12 protein-coding genes are annotated in these 15,701 nt (G+C 70.4%); 7 read left to right on the top strand and 5 right to left on the bottom strand.

The annotated features are described in order from the left end of the window. Nucleotides 1-19 precede the first annotated feature (19 nt). Genes ACEI37_RS23445 through ACEI37_RS23460 form a run of 4 tightly spaced genes read left to right on the top strand, consistent with a single transcriptional unit; the run spans nt 20 to nt 3,843 of the window. Nucleotides 20-931: an ABC transporter permease gene (locus ACEI37_RS23445; RefSeq protein WP_373378366.1), complete on the top strand. Its 912-nt coding sequence runs from the start codon at nt 20-22 to the stop codon at nt 929-931. Next, the gene (locus ACEI37_RS23450) at nt 924-1,814 is read left to right on the top strand and encodes an ABC transporter permease (protein ID WP_373378367.1); all 891 of its coding nucleotides are present in this window, start codon (nt 924-926) and stop codon (nt 1,812-1,814) included. The genes ACEI37_RS23445 and ACEI37_RS23450 overlap by 8 nt, the downstream gene beginning before the upstream one ends. Beyond that, nucleotides 1,811-2,857 carry an ABC transporter ATP-binding protein gene (locus tag ACEI37_RS23455; protein ID WP_373378368.1) on the top strand — a complete coding sequence of 349 codons (1,047 nt, stop codon included), beginning with the start codon at nt 1,811-1,813 and terminating at the stop codon, nt 2,855-2,857. The genes ACEI37_RS23450 and ACEI37_RS23455 overlap by 4 nt, the downstream gene beginning before the upstream one ends. Before the next feature lie 23 nt (nt 2,858-2,880). Beyond that, nucleotides 2,881-3,843 carry an ABC transporter ATP-binding protein gene (locus ACEI37_RS23460; protein ID WP_373378369.1) on the top strand — a complete coding sequence of 321 codons (963 nt, stop codon included), beginning with the start codon at nt 2,881-2,883 and terminating at the stop codon, nt 3,841-3,843. Between the two features lie 36 nt (nt 3,844-3,879). Here the strand turns inward: ACEI37_RS23460 and bamE are convergent, their stop codons facing one another. Genes bamE through ACEI37_RS23475 form a run of 3 tightly spaced genes read right to left on the bottom strand, consistent with a single transcriptional unit; the run spans nt 3,880 to nt 10,452 of the window. Next, a complete protein-coding gene (gene bamE, locus ACEI37_RS23465; RefSeq protein ID WP_112774601.1) occupies nt 3,880-4,428 on the bottom strand; it encodes an outer membrane protein assembly factor BamE in 549 nt (182 codons plus the stop codon). 58 nt (nt 4,429-4,486) lie between these two features. Then, nucleotides 4,487-8,644 carry a translocation/assembly module TamB domain-containing protein gene (locus ACEI37_RS23470; RefSeq protein WP_373378370.1) on the bottom strand — a complete coding sequence of 1,386 codons (4,158 nt, stop codon included), beginning with the start codon at nt 8,642-8,644 and terminating at the stop codon, nt 4,487-4,489. Then, on the bottom strand, nt 8,644-10,452 hold the full coding sequence (locus ACEI37_RS23475; RefSeq protein WP_373378371.1) for an autotransporter assembly complex family protein: 1,809 nt from the start codon (nt 10,450-10,452) through the stop codon (nt 8,644-8,646). The genes ACEI37_RS23470 and ACEI37_RS23475 overlap by 1 nt, the downstream gene beginning before the upstream one ends. A gap of 189 nt (nt 10,453-10,641) precedes the next feature. Here ACEI37_RS23475 and ACEI37_RS23480 point away from each other — a divergent pair, with 189 nt between their 5' ends. The 3 genes from ACEI37_RS23480 to panC all read left to right on the top strand — a co-directional run bounded on the left by ACEI37_RS23480 (nt 10,642) and on the right by panC (nt 12,751). Beyond that, the gene (locus ACEI37_RS23480; RefSeq protein WP_018008060.1) at nt 10,642-10,833 is read left to right on the top strand and encodes a DUF3460 family protein; all 192 of its coding nucleotides are present in this window, start codon (nt 10,642-10,644) and stop codon (nt 10,831-10,833) included. Between the two features lie 37 nt (nt 10,834-10,870). Beyond that, entirely contained in the window at nt 10,871-11,764 is an 894-nt protein-coding gene (locus tag ACEI37_RS23485) for a ScpA family protein (protein WP_373378372.1), read from the top strand. 138 nt (nt 11,765-11,902) lie between these two features. Continuing rightward, on the top strand, nt 11,903-12,751 hold the full coding sequence (gene panC / locus ACEI37_RS23490) for a pantoate--beta-alanine ligase (protein ID WP_373378373.1): 849 nt from the start codon (nt 11,903-11,905) through the stop codon (nt 12,749-12,751). A gap of 54 nt (nt 12,752-12,805) precedes the next feature. On the opposite strand, the gene ACEI37_RS23495 is transcribed toward panC, so the two are convergent. Continuing rightward, nucleotides 12,806-13,999, bottom strand: coding sequence for a PepSY-associated TM helix domain-containing protein (locus ACEI37_RS23495; RefSeq protein WP_373378374.1), 1,194 nt, complete (start codon nt 13,997-13,999; stop codon nt 12,806-12,808). Nucleotides 14,000-14,165: 166 nt separating this feature from the next. Then, nucleotides 14,166-15,683, bottom strand: coding sequence for a cobyric acid synthase (locus ACEI37_RS23500; protein WP_373378375.1), 1,518 nt, complete (start codon nt 15,681-15,683; stop codon nt 14,166-14,168). Between the last annotated feature and the right edge of the window lie 18 nt (nt 15,684-15,701).

The raw sequence follows: 15,701 nt of genomic DNA on the forward strand, positions 1-15,701 counted from the left end.
TCTCCGACGGAGCCCCGCCATGCCCATTGCAAAACGCCTGCTGCACGGCCTGATCAGCATCCTTGGCGCGAGCGTGATCATCTTCCTGATCTCGCGCCTGTCCGGCGACCCGCTCGCCTTGCTGCTGCCGGCCGACGCGCCGCCCGAGGTGATCGAACAGACCCGACAGCACCTCGGCCTGGACCAGCCGCTGGTGGCGCAGTACCTGGTGTTCCTGCGCAACGCCGTCACCGGCGACTTCGGCAACTCCTACCGCTGGCAGGAGCCGGCGCTCGGCCTGATCCTGGAGCGGCTGCCGGCCACGGTGGAGCTGGCGCTGGCCGCGCTGGCGTTTTCGATCGCGATGGCGGTGCCGTTCGGGGTGTTGTCGGCGGTCTACCGCGGCTCGTGGTTCGACCGCTTCGCCAAGGTCTTCGCCATGGCGGGCCAGGCCATGCCCAACTTCTGGGTCGGCCTGCTGCTGATCCTGTTGTTCGCGGTGCAGCTGAACTGGCTGCCGGCCTTCGGCCGCGATTCGTGGCACAGCCTGGTGCTGCCCGCGATTGCGCTGGGCTGGTATCCGGTGGCGGCGCAGACCCGCGTGGTGCGCTCGGCCATGCTCGATGTGCTCGACAGCGACTACATCCGCATGGGCCGCGCCATGGGCCTGCCCGAGCGCGTGCTGATCTGGAAGTACGCGCTGCGCAACGCGGCGATTCCGCTGGTGACGATCCTCGGCGTCTACTTCGCGGCGATGCTGGGCGGCGCCTTCGTGGTCGAGGTCATCTTCGCCTGGCCCGGGGTCGGCCGCACCGTGGTCGAAGCCGTGTTCGCGCGCGATTTTCCCGTGGTGCAGGCGGGCGTGATGCTCACCTCCGTGCTGTTCGTGCTGTCCAACCTGCTGGTCGACCTGAGCTACGGCCTGATCGACCCGAGGATCCGCCATGCCTGAGATCGCCATTCCGCCTGCCGGCGCCACCGCGCCGGTGCGCCAGCGCCCGCGGCGCAACCTGCGCGGCCTGCCCTGGTTTGCGCTGGCGGTGCTGCCGCTGCTGCTGGCTTGCGCCATCGGCGGCGAGGCGCTGCTGCCGCACGACCCCAACGGCCTCGACCTCGGGCTCGCGTTCCAGCCGCCGGCGTGGCTGGCCGGCGGCAGCTGGGCCTATCCGCTCGGCACCGACAACATGGGCCGCGACCTGCTCACGCGCATCATGGCCGGCATCCGCATCTCGCTGGTGGTGGCGCTGTACGCCATCCTGATCTCGGGTGGCATCGGCACCGCCGCGGGCATGCTGGCCGGCTACTTCGGCGGGCGGCTGGACGCGCTGATCATGCGGCTGGTCGACATCCAGATGTCGATCCCGGCGCTGGCGCTGGCGCTGGTGCTGGCGGCGGTGCTCGGGCCCGGCTTCGAGACCGTGGTGCTGGTGATCGTGGTCACGTACTGGACCTGGTACGCGCGCATCGTGCGCGGCGAAGTGATGTCGCTCAAGCAGCGCGACTACGTGGCGCTGGCGCGCGTGGCGGGCTGCAGCACGCTCACCATCTTCCGCCGCCACCTGCTGCCCAACCTGCTCAACACCCTGCTGGTGCTGGCCACGCTGCAGGTCGGGCAGGTGATCATCTTCGAGGCCTCGCTGAGTTTTCTCGGTCTTGGCATCCAGCAGCCCGACGTGTCGTGGGGACTGATGCTGGCCGATGCGCGCAACTACATCACCAACGCGTGGTGGGCCATCACCATGCCCGGGCTGGCGATCATGGCCACGTGCCTGGCGTCGAACCTGCTGGGCGACTGGCTGCGCGACCACTTCGACCCGAAACGGAGACAGCTATGACCGGCCCGGACCCGCACGTGACCCAACGCCCGTTGCCAACGGCCGCCCCCGACACGTCCTCGCACGGCGCGCCGATGCTGTCGGTGCAGGGCCTGACTACGCATCTCGAACTGCGCCGCGGCCTGGTGCGCGCGGTCGACGGCGTCGACCTGCATGTGAACCAGGGCGAGACCCTGGGCGTGGTGGGCGAGTCCGGTTCGGGCAAGTCCATGACCATCCTGTCGATCCTGCGCCTGCTGCCGCGCCAGGGCGGCGTGCGCCTGGGCGGCAAGGTGCTGCTCGATGGCGTGGACCTGCTGCAACTGCCGGAAAAGACCCTGAGCACGCAGTACCGCGGCCGCAAGATCGCCATGATCTCGCAGGACCCGCTGACCTCGCTGAACCCGGTGTTCACGGTGGGCGACCAGGTCGGCGCGCCGCTGCACTACCATGGCCTCGCCGACGGGCGAGAAGCACGTCGGCGCCAGGTGGTGCAGGTGCTGGAAAGCGTGCGCATCCCCTCGCCCGGGACGCGGCTGGACGACTATCCGCACCAGTTCAGCGGCGGCATGCGCCAGCGCGTGGTGACCGGCATGGCCATCGCCAGCGCGCCGCGGCTGCTGGTCGCCGACGAGCCCACCTCGGCGCTGGACGTGACCATCCAGGTGCAGATCATGGCGCTGTTCCGCCGCATCCAGGCGCAGACCGGCGTCGGCATCATCCTGATCACGCATGACCTGGGCGTGGCGGCCAGCATCTGCCACCGCGTCGCGGTGATGTACGCCGGGCGCATCGTCGAGACCGGCGACGTGCGCACGCTGTACCAGCGCCCCGCCCATCCCTACACGCAGGCACTGCTGCAGGCGATTCCCCGCTTCGGCGACCGGCGCGAGCGGCTGTACGCGATCCCGGGCAGCCCGCCCAGCCTGGTCGACCCGCCGCACGGCTGCCGCTTCGCGGCGCGCTGTCCGCACCGCAAGCCGCTGTGCGACGACGCCTATCCCCCCGAGATCGAACTCGAATCCGGCCACAAGGTCAGCTGCTGGCTGGCCTCGGCCGGCTGAGCCCGCGCAAGCCAGGAGGCGCCATGCTGCTTGAAGTGCAAGACCTGCAAAAGCATTTCCCTACGCGCGGCGGCACCGTGCGTGCCGTCGACGGCGTCAGCTTTGCCGTTGACGCCGGCCAGACCTTTGCGCTGGTGGGCGAGTCCGGCTGCGGCAAGACCACCATCGCACGCCAGCTGCTGCTGCTCGAGCGCCCCAGCGCCGGCGCCATCCGCTTCGATGGCCAGGACGTGCTGGCGCTGGACCGCAAGGGCGTGCTGGCCTACCGGCGCCAGGTGCAGGCGGTGTTCCAGGACCCGTCGTCGTCGCTCAATCCGCGCCTGAAGGTCAGCATGCTGCTGGCCGAGCCCCTGCTGGCGCACGGCCAGGGCGGCAACCGCGCCGCGCTGCGGGCCCGGCTGCTGGAGCTGCTGGAGATCGTCGGCCTGCCGCCCGGCGCGCTCGACCTGTACCCGCACGAGTTCAGCGGGGGCCAGCGCCAGCGCATCGCGGTGGCGCGCGCGCTGGCGCTGCGGCCGCGGCTGCTGGTGCTGGACGAGCCGACCTCGGCGCTGGACGTGTCGATCCGCGCGCAGATCGTCAACCTGCTGGCCGAGATCCAGCGCAGCTTCGGGCTGGCTTACGTGGTGATCGCCCACGACCTGGCGCTGGTGGAGCACTTCAGCTCGGCGGTGGGCGTGATGTACCTGGGCAATATGGCGGAAAGCGGGCCCAGCGCGGCGGTCTTCGGCGCGCCGCGCCACCCCTATACGCAGGCGCTGCTGGGCTCGGCGCCGCGGCCCGACCCGGACCACCAGCCCGCCGAAGGCCTGATCCTGGGCGATATCGGCTCGGCGCTGCGTCCGCCGCCGGGCTGCAAGTTCCATCCGCGCTGCCCTCGCGCGCTGCCGACATGCGCGACGGAGGTGCCGCCGATGCGGCGGCTGGACCCGGCCGCCGGCGCGGCCATGCCGGCGCACCAGGCCGCCTGCCACCTGCTGCAGTGAAGCTGCATTGAAAGCAGGAGGCGCGGGCGGCCGGGGTCAGCCGCCCTGCATCCGCGACGGATCGTCGCTGCGCGAGGTGGTGGTGACGGTGCCGTCGCTGTTGAAATGCACGTTGAAGAAGGCCTTGTCGGTCGAGGTTTCCATCCAGCGGTAGCCCCACACCTCTTCCTTCTTCAGCGCGAACGCTTCCACCTTGGTGGGCTTGCCCAGCAGGCGGCGGATATCGTCCTTGCTCATGCCGGCGCGCACGCGCGCGAAATTCTCGGCCGACAGCACCTGCTCGATCTTCGCCACCTTGCCGTCGGCGCCGATGGTGACCATCCACGTGGTGGTGCCCTCGGGGCCGCGCGGGTATTCCAGCCGGCGCCCGCCGTCGGCCTCTTCCCAGACGATCTCGGGCTTGCCGGCCTGGCGGCGCAGCTCTTCCTCGGTCGACTGGCCCGGCACGATGCCCTTGAACAGCTCGCTGTCGGGCTTGATCGCGTTCCAGGTGTTGCGTGCGGTCTCGCCCGCCTTCTTCATGGCTTCATCGACCTTCTGCTGGTCGCAGCCGAACAGCGCAAGCATCGAGGCAATCAGTCCCATGGCGGCAAGGCGTCGCGGCGACGCGGCAAAGGTGGAAGGGCGAACGGTCATGGCGAATTCACCGGCGCACCGGCTCGGCGATGACGGCCGAGGCTGCCTGTGCGGCGCTTTCGGGGTCGAGTGGCTGGCTTTCATCCTGCTGGCTCCTCCTGGTGCCGCGATTCGGGGCCCCGCTGAACAGGTTGGCCCAGGTGTCGAAGCGGCGGTTGAACAAGACCGACAAACCGTTGATGGAACCGCCCTTGGCAATCAGCGACCAGCGCCGCGAGAACTGCCAGGTCAGCTTCACCACGTTCGAGGCCGAGGTCAGGCTCTGCTCGTAGCCCACCGACATGCGTTCGGTGATGGCCTTGCCCATGCTGACCACCTGCTGGTCGTTCAGGCCCGCGGTGCTGGGCCCGATCGAGAATTCGTCGATGCCGAAATGCGAGACGATGCCCTTGCCGGCCCTGCCGCCGATCAGCCCGAGCGCGGCGCCGCCCAGCGCCGAGCCGCTCAGCTGGCGCTGCTGGCCGGCACCGGCGCTTTCCGCGCCGTAGCCGAACATCAGCCACGACAGCTTGTCCTCGTCGGGCACGTTGGGCTCCGACACCAGCCGCACGCGCGGCAGCCGCACCGTGCCGGTGACTTCCACGCCGGCCTCGACCTCCTGGTTGCGGCGCATGGCGCGGATGTTCATGTTGGGGTTGTCGATCGGGCCGTTGAAATTGATGATGCCGCGTTCGATGTCCAGCTTGCGGCCGAAGGCCTCGTAGGTGCCGTCGGTGACGCGCACCGTGCCGGTGGCCTTCATCGGCGCCAGCGGTTCGCTCTTCACGCCCATCTGCCCGGCCAGCAGCAGGTCCGCGCCGGCTCCGCGGAAGCGGAAGTTGTTGCCGAGGTCGACGGTCAGGTCGATCACCGGGCTGAAGCGGCTGGCGGGCTTGCTTTCCGGCACCGGCGTGGCCGCGGTCTTGACCGCGCGCTGGTCCTTGCGCCGGATCACCACGACATCGTCGCCGAGCACCGGCGCGCCGGCCTTGGGCAGGTCGAACAGGCCGCGGTCGACGCGGAACTTGCCGCGGATCACCACCTGCTTGTTCTCGTTGGCGATGCTGGCGTCGCCCGACACCACCAGCGTGCGCTCCGGGCTGGCAAACAGCTGCAGCTTGTCGGCGACGATCTTGCCGGTCAGGTTGGGATCGGCCTCGCCCAGCTTGATATTGCCGGTGGCGGTGAGCTTGCCGTCGCCGCCGTGGAACTCCACCTGCCTGAGCTCGACCGTGTTCTGGTCCAGCACCACGCGCACGGTGCCGTCGGTCAGGCGCAGCCCCTGGTCGTACAGCGTGACCGCGAGGTTGTCGCCATTGACGGTGCCGGTCAGCAGCGGCGCCGCCACCGTGCCCGCCAGCCGCATCGCCGCCGCCATCCGGCCGTCGAAGGCGTACTGCGGTCCGGTCAGCGCTTCCAGCGACTTCAGCCGCGGCACGTCGACGGTGACGGTGCCGCCCAGCGTCGAGGCCGGGCCCACGGTCTGCAGCCCCTGCTCCTGCACCAGGCCGGCCGAGGCATCGACCACCACCTTGCCGATGCGGCCCGACACCATGCCGCCGCGCAGCGCGATGCGGTTGCCGCCGGCGTCGGCGCGCAGGCTGGTTTCGCCCAGGCCGAGCGTGGTGAAGCCCCGGCCGGCGTTGACTGAGAGGTCGCCGCTGCGCCGGCGCAACTCCGCAAACCCGGTGGCGGTCTCGGCCAGCGCCAGGTTCCAGCGGCCGTCGATCACCAGGTCGGAGCGCACCGGCGGGCGCTCGCCGGTGATGGTTTCCATCAGCTCCAGCACGCGCGCCACTTGCAGGCCGTCGAGGCTGCCGGCGCTGCGGATGCGGCCGTGGTCCCAATCGAAGCTGTCGATCGCCAGCGTGGCGCGGTCCAGCAGCAGGCGCGTCGCGCCCAGGCGCACGCGCTGGTCGGCCACCAACAGCTGCGTCGGCGCGGCCAGGCGCAGGTTGACGGTGCTGCGCTCTTCCAGCGTGCGGATGGTGCCGTTCCAGCCATCCTTGCCGCGCCACGCGCCCTGCCCCGCCAGCGCCAGCTGCAGCGGCCGCTGGTTCAGGCTGCCGGCCGCCTTGACATCGAAGGCGTGGCTGGCCTGGGTGCCGTTGAGGGTGGCGTCGAGCGTGCTCAGGCTGGCGTGCGGGCCGCGGTAGCCGCGCGCCGCCAGCTGCACCGACAGCGGGCCGTCGAGGCCGCCGCGGATTTCGGCGCGGCCGCTGGCGCTGGCCAGCTTGTGCGGGCCCATTTCCAGCGTTTGCGCGTTGTAGTCGGCCACCACCTCGGGCTTCTTCAGCGTGCCGGTGATGGTGGCGTCGAGCTTGAGCTGGCCGGCCACACCGAACTTCAGGCGCTCCAGCTGCGGCGCGTCGACAGCCAACTTGAGCGCGTCGCCGCGCGCGCCGAAGCTGCCGCGCAGGCTGGCCTGGTTGCCGGCCATGCTGAGCGCGGCCTCGCTGGGCAACAGCCGCTCGCCGGCCAGACGCAGCTTGCCGCCGCCGGTCATCGGCAGGCCCGCGTATTCGCTTTCATGCACGGCGAAGTCCAGCGCCACGCCCAGTTGCGGCGCGAGCTCGCCGGTCGCGCTGAAATCCGCATTGATCCGGCCCGCGGCCACCTTGGCCAGGCGCGACGGATCGAACGCCGACAGCTTGCCCTTGAAGCTGTACGGCTGCTTGTCCTTCAGCCCCAGCTTGCCCTCGGCGGTCAGCAGGCCGGTGCCGACCACGGCGCGCAGCGCGGCCAGGGTCACGGTCTCGGCGTCCATGCTGGCGTCGGCAAATAGCTTGAGCTGGCCGCCGGACAGGTCCAGCGCCACGCTCTGGCGGCCGGGCTCGATGCGGACCACCACCGGGCCCGACAGGCTGGCGCTGGTCAGCGAGCCGTGCAGCGCGGCAGGGTCGAGCCTGCGCACGTCCAGGTCGAAGCCGCCGCGGCCGCCGCGCAGCGAGCCGCTGCCGGCGATCTCGGCCTTGCCCGCCAGTGCCACGCGCAGGTCGGATACCGACTGCGCCATCTCGCTCAGTTCGACCCGGGCGCGCACCGACTGCACCGGCAGCCGCTCGCGGTCGAGCGGGCCGGACTCCAGGTTGCGGATCTCGATCTCGCCGGCAACCGCCAGCGGCGCCAGCGCGGGCGCGGCCGCGGGGGCAGAGGCCGCCGATGCCGCCGATGGCGCGGAGGCCGCCGGCGATGAAGCCGCAGGCGCCGAAGCTCCCGCCGCGTTGCTGCCGGTCGCCACGCCGTCCACCGGCCGCAGCTCGGCATGCACGGTCAGGTTGGCGTGCGGCGCCGACGGGTTGAACAGGCGCGGGTTGATGCGGTCGCCGTCGACCAGCAGGTGCGTGAACGGCACCTTGCCGAACGGCGTCAGGTCGGCGCCGGCACGCAGGTGGATGCGGTCGCCGCTGGCCTGCAGCTCGGCGCGCAAGGCGTCGAGGTTGCCGTTGGCGGTGGCATTGACGGCAAAGGCCTCGTCCTGCCAGCTGCTTTCCAGCAACGCTTCGGCGCTGAGCGCGAACGGCGCGGCGGCGCCCAGTTGCGCGTTGGCGGCCAGCTTGCCGTAAGGCGTTTCCAGCTTGTCGACGCTGACGCGGTGGCGCTGGCCGTCGCTGTGCAGCGCGCCGGCCAGGTTGCCGAACACCATCGGCTCGGCTGTGGGCGCCGGGCCCTGCACCAGCGCCAGGCGCTCGAGCGTCAGCGCATCGACATCGACGGCCAGCGGCAGTTCGAGCGAAGCGGGCTTCCGCATCGGTTCGGTGCTGGGCTCGGACGGTCCGAGCCGCACTTCGGCCTTGCCGATGCGCAGCCACTGCACATGCAGCCGCCGCGGCTGCCAGCTCAGGTTCCAGCTGCCGTCGACGCGGTCGACCGTCACGCGCGTCTGGCCGCTTTCGAATACCACGTCGCGCAGGCGCAGGCCGTGCGCCACGGTGCCGCCTTCGAGGCGGCCGCTGAGCATGCCGGCCGACAGCCGCGTGGCCAGCGTCCACAGGTGCCGCGTGCCGGTTTCGGTGCGCAGCGCCGCCACTCCCGTGACCGCGAGCACCACCACCAGCAACAGCAGGATGCCGGCCAGCCAGCCCAGCGCGCGCCACAGCCGCCTGCGCTTGCGCGGCGCGGGACCGGGTGGCGGCGGGGAGGTATCGCCGCCGCCGGGCACCGAAGGCAGGTCGTGCACGTTCATCAGAACGCCACCCCCAGCGAGATATGCGGCCGGAACTGCCGCTCCTGGATGCCGTAGCCCACGTCGAGCTGCAGCGGGCCCACCGGCGTGCGCCAGCGCACGCCGACGCCCACGCCGTGGTAGATCTTCACGCCGCGCAGGTCGTTGGCGGCGGTGCCGGCATCCCAGAACACGGCCGCGCCCCAGTCCGGCTTGAACCAGTACTGGTATTCCAGGCTGCCGGTGCCGAGATACTTGGCCGGCAGCACGCTGGCGCCACTGCGCGTGCCGATCGACTGGTAGGTGTAGCCGCGGACCGAATCGGTGCCGCCGGCACGAAAGCGCAGCGTCGCCGGGATCTGGCTGGCGCTGTCGCCGGTCAGGTCGGCGCCCAGCTCCAGCCGCGCCACCACCAGGTCGCGCTTGCCGACCGGCACGTACTGGCGGATCCGGCCGTACAGCCGCAGGAAGGTGGCATCGCTGAGCAGGTTCTTGGCGGCCACGCCGATCTGGGTGTTGATCACGTTGCCGCGGCGCGGGAACACCGGGTTGTCGACGTCGCGCCGGGTCCAGGCAAAGGCCGGCACCAGCGCCTTGCTGATCTGGCCGGCCTGCCCCACCGGCAGCAGCTTGTCGTAGTAGAAGTCCAGCGACGTGGTCACGTCGTATTTCTCGCGCGAGCGCGAGCGCTTCAGGCCCGCGCGCAGGCTGGTGGTGTCGGTGTTCTCGATGTCGATGGTGCGCTCGTAGCTGCTGTAGACGCTGTTGCGGTAGGCACCGCGCGACGGCGGCATCGCCGCCTCGGCGAACAGGTAGGAGCGCTTCTGTTCGATGCGCGCCTGTGAATCGAAGGTCCAGGCGCGGTTGAACAGGTTGTAATAAGAATAGCGCCCTTCGACCTGGGCCCCGGTATCGGTGGTAAAGCCGACACCGCTGTTGAGCCGGTGCACCGGATATTCGCGCACGCGCACCGACACCGGCGCGGTGACCACGCCGTCGGGCGCCTGCTCGGCATCCGGCGGCGGCTCCAGGTCGACCTGCACGTTGGAGAAATATGGCTGGTTCTGGATCGCGCGCTGCAGCTCCAGCAGCCGCTCCACCCGGTACGGCTCGCCCTCGTTGAGCGGGTTGACGTTGACGATGATCTGTTCCGGGTAGCGGCGCGTGCCCGTGACCTTGAGCCGGCCCAGGCGGTAGGCCGGGCCGCTGACATAGTGCGCCGACAGGTCCGCGCGCAGTTCGTCCGGCTCGACCCGTGCCTGCGACGCGGCCAGCCGCGCGCCGTAGTAAGTGTGACTCTGCAGCGTCACTAGCGCGTCTTCCTTGGCCTTGTCCCAGTCGTCCTGGCGAAACGGCTCGCCCGCGGGCAGGCCCCACTTGGCCTTCATCTCCGCCACCTGCTCGGGCGACTGGGTCGCGGCCGGGCCGGTCACCTGCAGGTCGACGTTGCGGATCAGCGTGCGCGCGCCGGGGTCTACCACCACATGGACCACGCGCTTGTCCCCTTCGCCCTCGACGCGGGTGGTGGTGGTCGGATCGAAATAGCCTTCGGTGGAGGCAAAGGCCCGCACCTGCTCGCCCACGGTCTCGACCATGTAGTCGAACTGGTCCTGCGACAGGTCGGTGCGGTCCTTGTAGCGGGCCAGGTCGAGGTGCTCCTCGAGTATCTCGCGGATCGGCTTGGGCGCTTCGACCTCGACCTTGTAGGCCTGGGCGGCGCCTGCGGCAAGTGCCAGCACCAGCGCCCCGAGCACGCCCATGGCGCGCGCGGCCGGGCGCCTGGCGGCACGGCCAGCCGAGTCAGCGGTGTTAGCGGTGTCTTGCGGCATCGCCCGATTGTCCACACATACAAAGTCGGTATTTGACCACACCCGGCCTCGCGCCCGGAACTTTCCCACGCGTTGCGGTGCCCTCGCGGCCTCCGGCTACGGTCCGGCGTGCATCCCGGGGGGCCGATACTGTAAAATCATGGCCCACTGTACCTATCTGGCGCCCGCACGGGTGCATCCCGGTTGAACATGGCCCTCTACGAATCCGATATCACCCAGTTCCTGAAGCAGCTCAAGCAAGAGCGCCCGACGCTGGAGGCCGAGCAGCGCGACGGCCGCGCCCTGCTGTGGGACAAGGCACCGATCGACCTCGAAGAGCGCGCCCGCGCCCAGGCTTCGCGCGTGGCGCAGAAGCCCTACGTCTACTCGCAGGACAACTGATCCCCGCCCCCGACCCCGAGCGCGAGCCGAGCGCACCATGAGCGCAGCCGACCAGGACAAGCTGCCGCTACCCGTGGAGCTGCCCGCCGTGGCGCCCGCTGCCGCCGCCGGCCCGGCCTGCCCCGCCGACATGGTTGACGGGATGGCGTTCGCGCGCCTGTACGGCGAGCCGCTGTTCAAGCTGCCGCAGGACCTCTACATCCCGCCGGACGCGCTCGAGATCTTCCTCGAAGCCTTCGAGGGCCCGCTGGACCTGCTGCTGTACCTGATCCGCAAGCAGAACTTCAACGTCCTCGACATCCCGATGTCGCAGGTCACGCGGCAATACCTGTCGTATATCGAGCAGATCCGCAAGACCAACCTGGAGCTGGCGGCGGAATACCTGCTGATGGCGGCGATGCTGATCGAGATCAAGTCGCGCATGCTGCTGCCGGTCAAGAAGGCCGACAGCGACGAGGAAGCCGAGGACCCGCGCGCCGAGCTGGTGCGCCGCCTGCTGGAATACGAGCAGATGAAGCTGGCCGCGCAGCGGCTCGATACGGTGCCGCAGCTGGGCCGCGACTTCCTGCGCTCGCAGGTCTATATCGAGCAGAGCCTGGCGCCGCGCTTTCCCGAGGTGGAAACCGTCGACCTGCAGGCGGCCTGGGCCGACGTGCTCAAGCGCGCCAAGCTCAACCAGCACCACAAGATCTCGCGCGAGGAGCTGTCGGTGCGCGAGCATATGAGCCAGATCCTGCGCCGGCTGCAGCATGCGCGCTTCATGGAGTTCTCGGAGCTGTTCGAGGACGCGGTGCGCTCCGGCAAGGGCGTGCCGGTGGTGGTGGTGAACTTCATCGCCATGCTCGAGCTGTCGCGCGAAGCGCTGGTCGAGATCACCCAGGCCGAGCCGTTCGCGCCGATTTATGTGCGATTGGCGTACAGCCCCAGCTGACCCGTCCGAACCGCCGAGGCCAGCCCCGCCCCAGTTGATCTACAATCCGCCGACAGCCGGCCCAGACCGGCACGGCAGCCGCCGCGCGCCGCGGACCGGCGTCCGGGTCACCCCTACACGACCAGCACACCAAGGCAGATGAAAGTCATTTCCTCCATCCAAGAGCTGCGGGACCAGCTGCGCGGCCAGAACCGCGCGGCCTTCGTCCCCACCATGGGCAACCTGCACGAAGGCCACCTGTCGCTGATGCGCCTGGCGCGCCAGCACGGCGACCCGGTGGTGGCATCCATCTTCGTCAACCGCCTGCAGTTCGGCCCGAACGAGGATTTCGACAAGTACCCTCGCACGCTGCAGGACGACATCGAGAAACTGCAGAACGAAGGCGTCTACGTGCTGTTCGCGCCTTCCGAGCGCGACATGTACCCCGAGCCCCAGGAATACCGCGTCGAGCCGCCGCACGACCTGGGCGACATCCTCGAGGGCGAGTTCCGCCCCGGCTTCTTCAAGGGCGTCTGCACCGTGGTGATGAAGCTGTTCTCGTGCGCGCAGCCGCGCGTGGCGGTGTTCGGCAAGAAGGACTACCAGCAGCTGATGATCGTGCGCCGCATGGTGCAGCAGTTCGCGCTGCCGATCGACATCATTCCCGCCGAGACCGTGCGCGCCGAAGATGGCCTGGCGCTGTCGTCGCGCAACCGCTACCTGAGCCCGGACGAGCGCGCCGAGGCACCGGTGCTGTACCGCACCCTGCACGACGTGCGCGACACGGTGCTGGGAGGCGACCGCGCCTCGGCCGACCTGCTGGCAGTGGAGGCCAGCGCCCGCGCGTCGCTGGAACAGCGTGGCTGGAAGCCGGACTATGTGTCGATCCGCAAGCGCGTCGACCTGCAAGCGCCGACGCGCGAGGAATTCCTCGCCGGCGAGCCGCTGGTGATCCTGACCGCGGCCAAGCTGGGCGCGACCCGGCTGATCGACAACCTGGAAATCTGAGCGGCGCATCCGCGTCCGCCGAAGAAAAAGGCAGGCCCGGCGGCCTGCCTTTTTTCATGCCCCGCGCATGCCGGCGCGCTGCGCGCTCTTCACCACATGGCGCTGGTGGCCACGCCGCCGCTTCCACCAGATCAGCGTGCCGGTCACGGCAAACGCCAGCGGCGCCAGCCCGAACAGCGTGATGAAGATCCGCCCCGGCAGGCCGAAGGCCTCGCCGGTATGCAGCGGAAACTGCCAGTTCAGCAGCGTGTCGCCGGCGGGCGCCTGCTGCGGGTCGCGCACGCCCAGCGGCGCGCCGGTCCAGGCATCGAGCCAGAGCCGCGTGGCGCCGGTGTGCTGGCGCACCTCGCCAGGCTGGCACAGCCGGATCTCGAAGGCATCGCCGGGCTTGCGCGGAAAGCCGATGCGGGTGACCTGCGCCTGCGGGAACTGCGCCTGCGCCGCGGCCATGATCTCGCCGGGCTCCAGCGGCCGCGTGCCCGCCGGCGCCGGTGTCGAGACGTGCCTGGCGGGCGGCGTCACCGTCATCACCCCCGCCACGATCGGGGTGACCCACTTGGGCAGGTTCAGGTACCAGCCGGAAAACGCGATGACGGCCAGCACCGGCGCGGCCAGGATACCGCCGGCACGATGCAGCGAATAGTTGAAGCGCGACCAGGAGCCGCCATGCGTGATTCGGAACGCCTGCACCACCGAGCGCAGCTTCATCTTGGGCCACCACGCCGCCACCCCGACCAGCGTGGTCAGCAACAGCAGCATGCCAGCCACGCCGGTGATGGTCTTGCCGGTATCGCCGGCCAGCAGGTAGCGGTGCAGGTGGAACAGCGTGGGCAGCAACAGCCGGCGCGACAGCCCCGCCTCGCCCCAGACGCGCTCGCCCTTCACCGCCAGCGTGACCGGATCGACCATCACCTGGCGCGAGCGCCCCGGCACCACGCCGTCGGGGCCCTTGACCGGATACCAGGCGATAAACACGCCATCGGCATGGCTCGGCAGCATCAGCAGGTTGGGCTTGCCGTAGGGCGGTGCCGCCAGCCGCTCGGTCACGGCCTGGACCGTGTCCGGGGTCACCGGCGCCGTCATCGGCGCCGAGGCCACCAGCAGGTCGGGGTTGAGCCAGGCGTCGAGTTCATCGCGCCAGGCGATGGTCATGCCGGTCAGCCCCATCAGGACGAACAGCAGGCCGAGACTGAGGCCGATATAACGATGCAGCTTGACGAGGACGACGCGCAGGCGGCCGGTGACCATGACGGGGTGAAGTACGTTGAGCGGACGCTGCAAGACGCGGAATATGGCGCAAAAGCCATACCGCGCCGCGGTGCGAATGCGAAGGATTCGCGATTCTAGCAGGGCCCTTTGGCACTGCCGTGGCAGCGCGGGGCGTCGTCAGTGTGGCAACCTAAGTGTGGCGACGTCAGCGCTGCAACGGCGCCAGCAGCGCCGCCAGGTCCAGGTGCGCGGCCATGGTGTCGGCCAGGCGCTCGATCGACGCTTCGCGCAGCGCGTCGAGATCGACCACCTGCGCCTGGTCCAGCCCGGCCCAGCGGAGCAGCGCCTGACAGCCGGCGGGATCGTCGAACAAGCCGTGGACATAGGTGGCCAGCACCTGCCCGTCGGCCGAACGCGCGCCGTCCGGCCGCATGGTGCCGTCGCCGCTGGCCAGCCACAGCGCCGGCTGCTCAAGGCCCTTGCCCGTGGTGACGCCGAGGTGGATCTCGTAGCCGCGCACCGGTGCGCCGTCAGGGTCCAGGGCCAGCCGGCCGCGCACCTGGCGCAGCTGCTTGTCGGCGGCCAGCGTGGTGTCGTAATCGAGCCAGCCCAGCCCTGCGCTGCTGCCGGCAGGGCCCTCGCGGCCATCGGGATCGTGCACCTGCCGCCCCAGCATCTGCATGCCGCCGCAGATGCCGATCAGCTTGCCGCCGTAGCGCAGGTGCCGCGCCAGCGCCGCGTCCCAGCCCTGGGCGCGCAGGAACTCCAGGTCGCCGCGCACGTTCTTGCTGCCCGGCAGCACCACCAGGTCGGCCGGCGGAATCGGCCGGCCCGGGCCGACGAACTGCAGGTCCACCTGCGGGTGTGCACGCAGCGCGTCGAAGTCGGTATGGTTGGCGATGCGCGGCAGGACCGGCACGATCACGCGCAGGCGCTGCGCGGCCTGGCCACCATCGGCCTGCGCGCCGATGATGGCGTCCTCGGCGTCCAGGTGCAGGCCGTGCAGGTACGGCAGCACGCCGAACACCGGCTTGCCGGTGCGCGCCACCAGCCAGTCCAGCCCTGGCTCCAGCAGCCCGATATCGCCGCGGAAGCGGTTGATAATGAAGCCGGTCACGCGCGCGCGTTCGCTGTCGGACAGGCAATCGAGCGTGCCCACCAGGTGCGCGAACACGCCGCCGCGGTCGATGTCAGCGACCAGCACCACCGGGCAGTCGACCTGCTCGGCAAACCCCATGTTGGCGATGTCGCGCTCGCGCAGGTTGACTTCGGCCGGGCTGCCGGCGCCCTCCACCAGCACCACCTCGTAGGCCTGCGCCAGGCGCGCGTGCGAGGCCAGCACCGCCTGCATCGCCTGCGGCTTGTAGGCGTGGTAGGCGCGCGCATCCAGGTCCAGCCGCGCGCGGCCGTGGATGATGACCTGGGCGCCGGTGTCGCTGCTGGGCTTGAGCAGCACCGGGTTCATGTCGGTATGCGGCGCCAGCCGGGCGGCCTGCGCCTGCAGCGCCTGGGCCCGGCCGATCTCGCCGCCGTCGGCGGTGACGGCGCTGTTCAGCGCCATGTTCTGCGGCTTGAACGGCACCACGCGCGTTCGCGCGCGGGCCAGCACCCGGCACAGGCCCGCGACGATGGTGCTCTTGCCGGCATCGGAGGTGGTGCCCTGGACCATCAGAGTGCCGCGCAGGGCACCCGGCCGCAGGGATTGCGAAGAGTCGGGTTGCATCGGCGGATTATCGCACCG

It is taken from the genome of Cupriavidus nantongensis, from assembly GCF_041726985.1.
Taxonomy (GTDB): domain Bacteria; phylum Pseudomonadota; class Gammaproteobacteria; order Burkholderiales; family Burkholderiaceae; genus Cupriavidus; species Cupriavidus nantongensis_A.

Coding starts and splice junctions, on each gene's coding strand:
- ACEI37_RS23445 (WP_373378366.1), top strand. CDS start 20: ATGCCCATTGCAAAACGCCTGCTGCACGGCCTGATCAGCATCCTTGGC.
- ACEI37_RS23450 (WP_373378367.1), top strand. CDS start 924: ATGCCTGAGATCGCCATTCCGCCTGCCGGCGCCACCGCGCCGGTGCGC.
- ACEI37_RS23455 (WP_373378368.1), top strand. CDS start 1,811: ATGACCGGCCCGGACCCGCACGTGACCCAACGCCCGTTGCCAACGGCC.
- ACEI37_RS23460 (WP_373378369.1), top strand. CDS start 2,881: ATGCTGCTTGAAGTGCAAGACCTGCAAAAGCATTTCCCTACGCGCGGC.
- bamE (WP_112774601.1), bottom strand. CDS start 4,428: ATGGGACTGATTGCCTCGATGCTTGCGCTGTTCGGCTGCGACCAGCAG.
- ACEI37_RS23470 (WP_373378370.1), bottom strand. CDS start 8,644: ATGAACGTGCACGACCTGCCTTCGGTGCCCGGCGGCGGCGATACCTCC.
- ACEI37_RS23475 (WP_373378371.1), bottom strand. CDS start 10,452: ATGCCGCAAGACACCGCTAACACCGCTGACTCGGCTGGCCGTGCCGCC.
- ACEI37_RS23480 (WP_018008060.1), top strand. CDS start 10,642: ATGGCCCTCTACGAATCCGATATCACCCAGTTCCTGAAGCAGCTCAAG.
- ACEI37_RS23485 (WP_373378372.1), top strand. CDS start 10,871: ATGAGCGCAGCCGACCAGGACAAGCTGCCGCTACCCGTGGAGCTGCCC.
- panC (WP_373378373.1), top strand. CDS start 11,903: ATGAAAGTCATTTCCTCCATCCAAGAGCTGCGGGACCAGCTGCGCGGC.
- ACEI37_RS23495 (WP_373378374.1), bottom strand. CDS start 13,999: ATGGTCACCGGCCGCCTGCGCGTCGTCCTCGTCAAGCTGCATCGTTAT.
- ACEI37_RS23500 (WP_373378375.1), bottom strand. CDS start 15,683: ATGCAACCCGACTCTTCGCAATCCCTGCGGCCGGGTGCCCTGCGCGGC.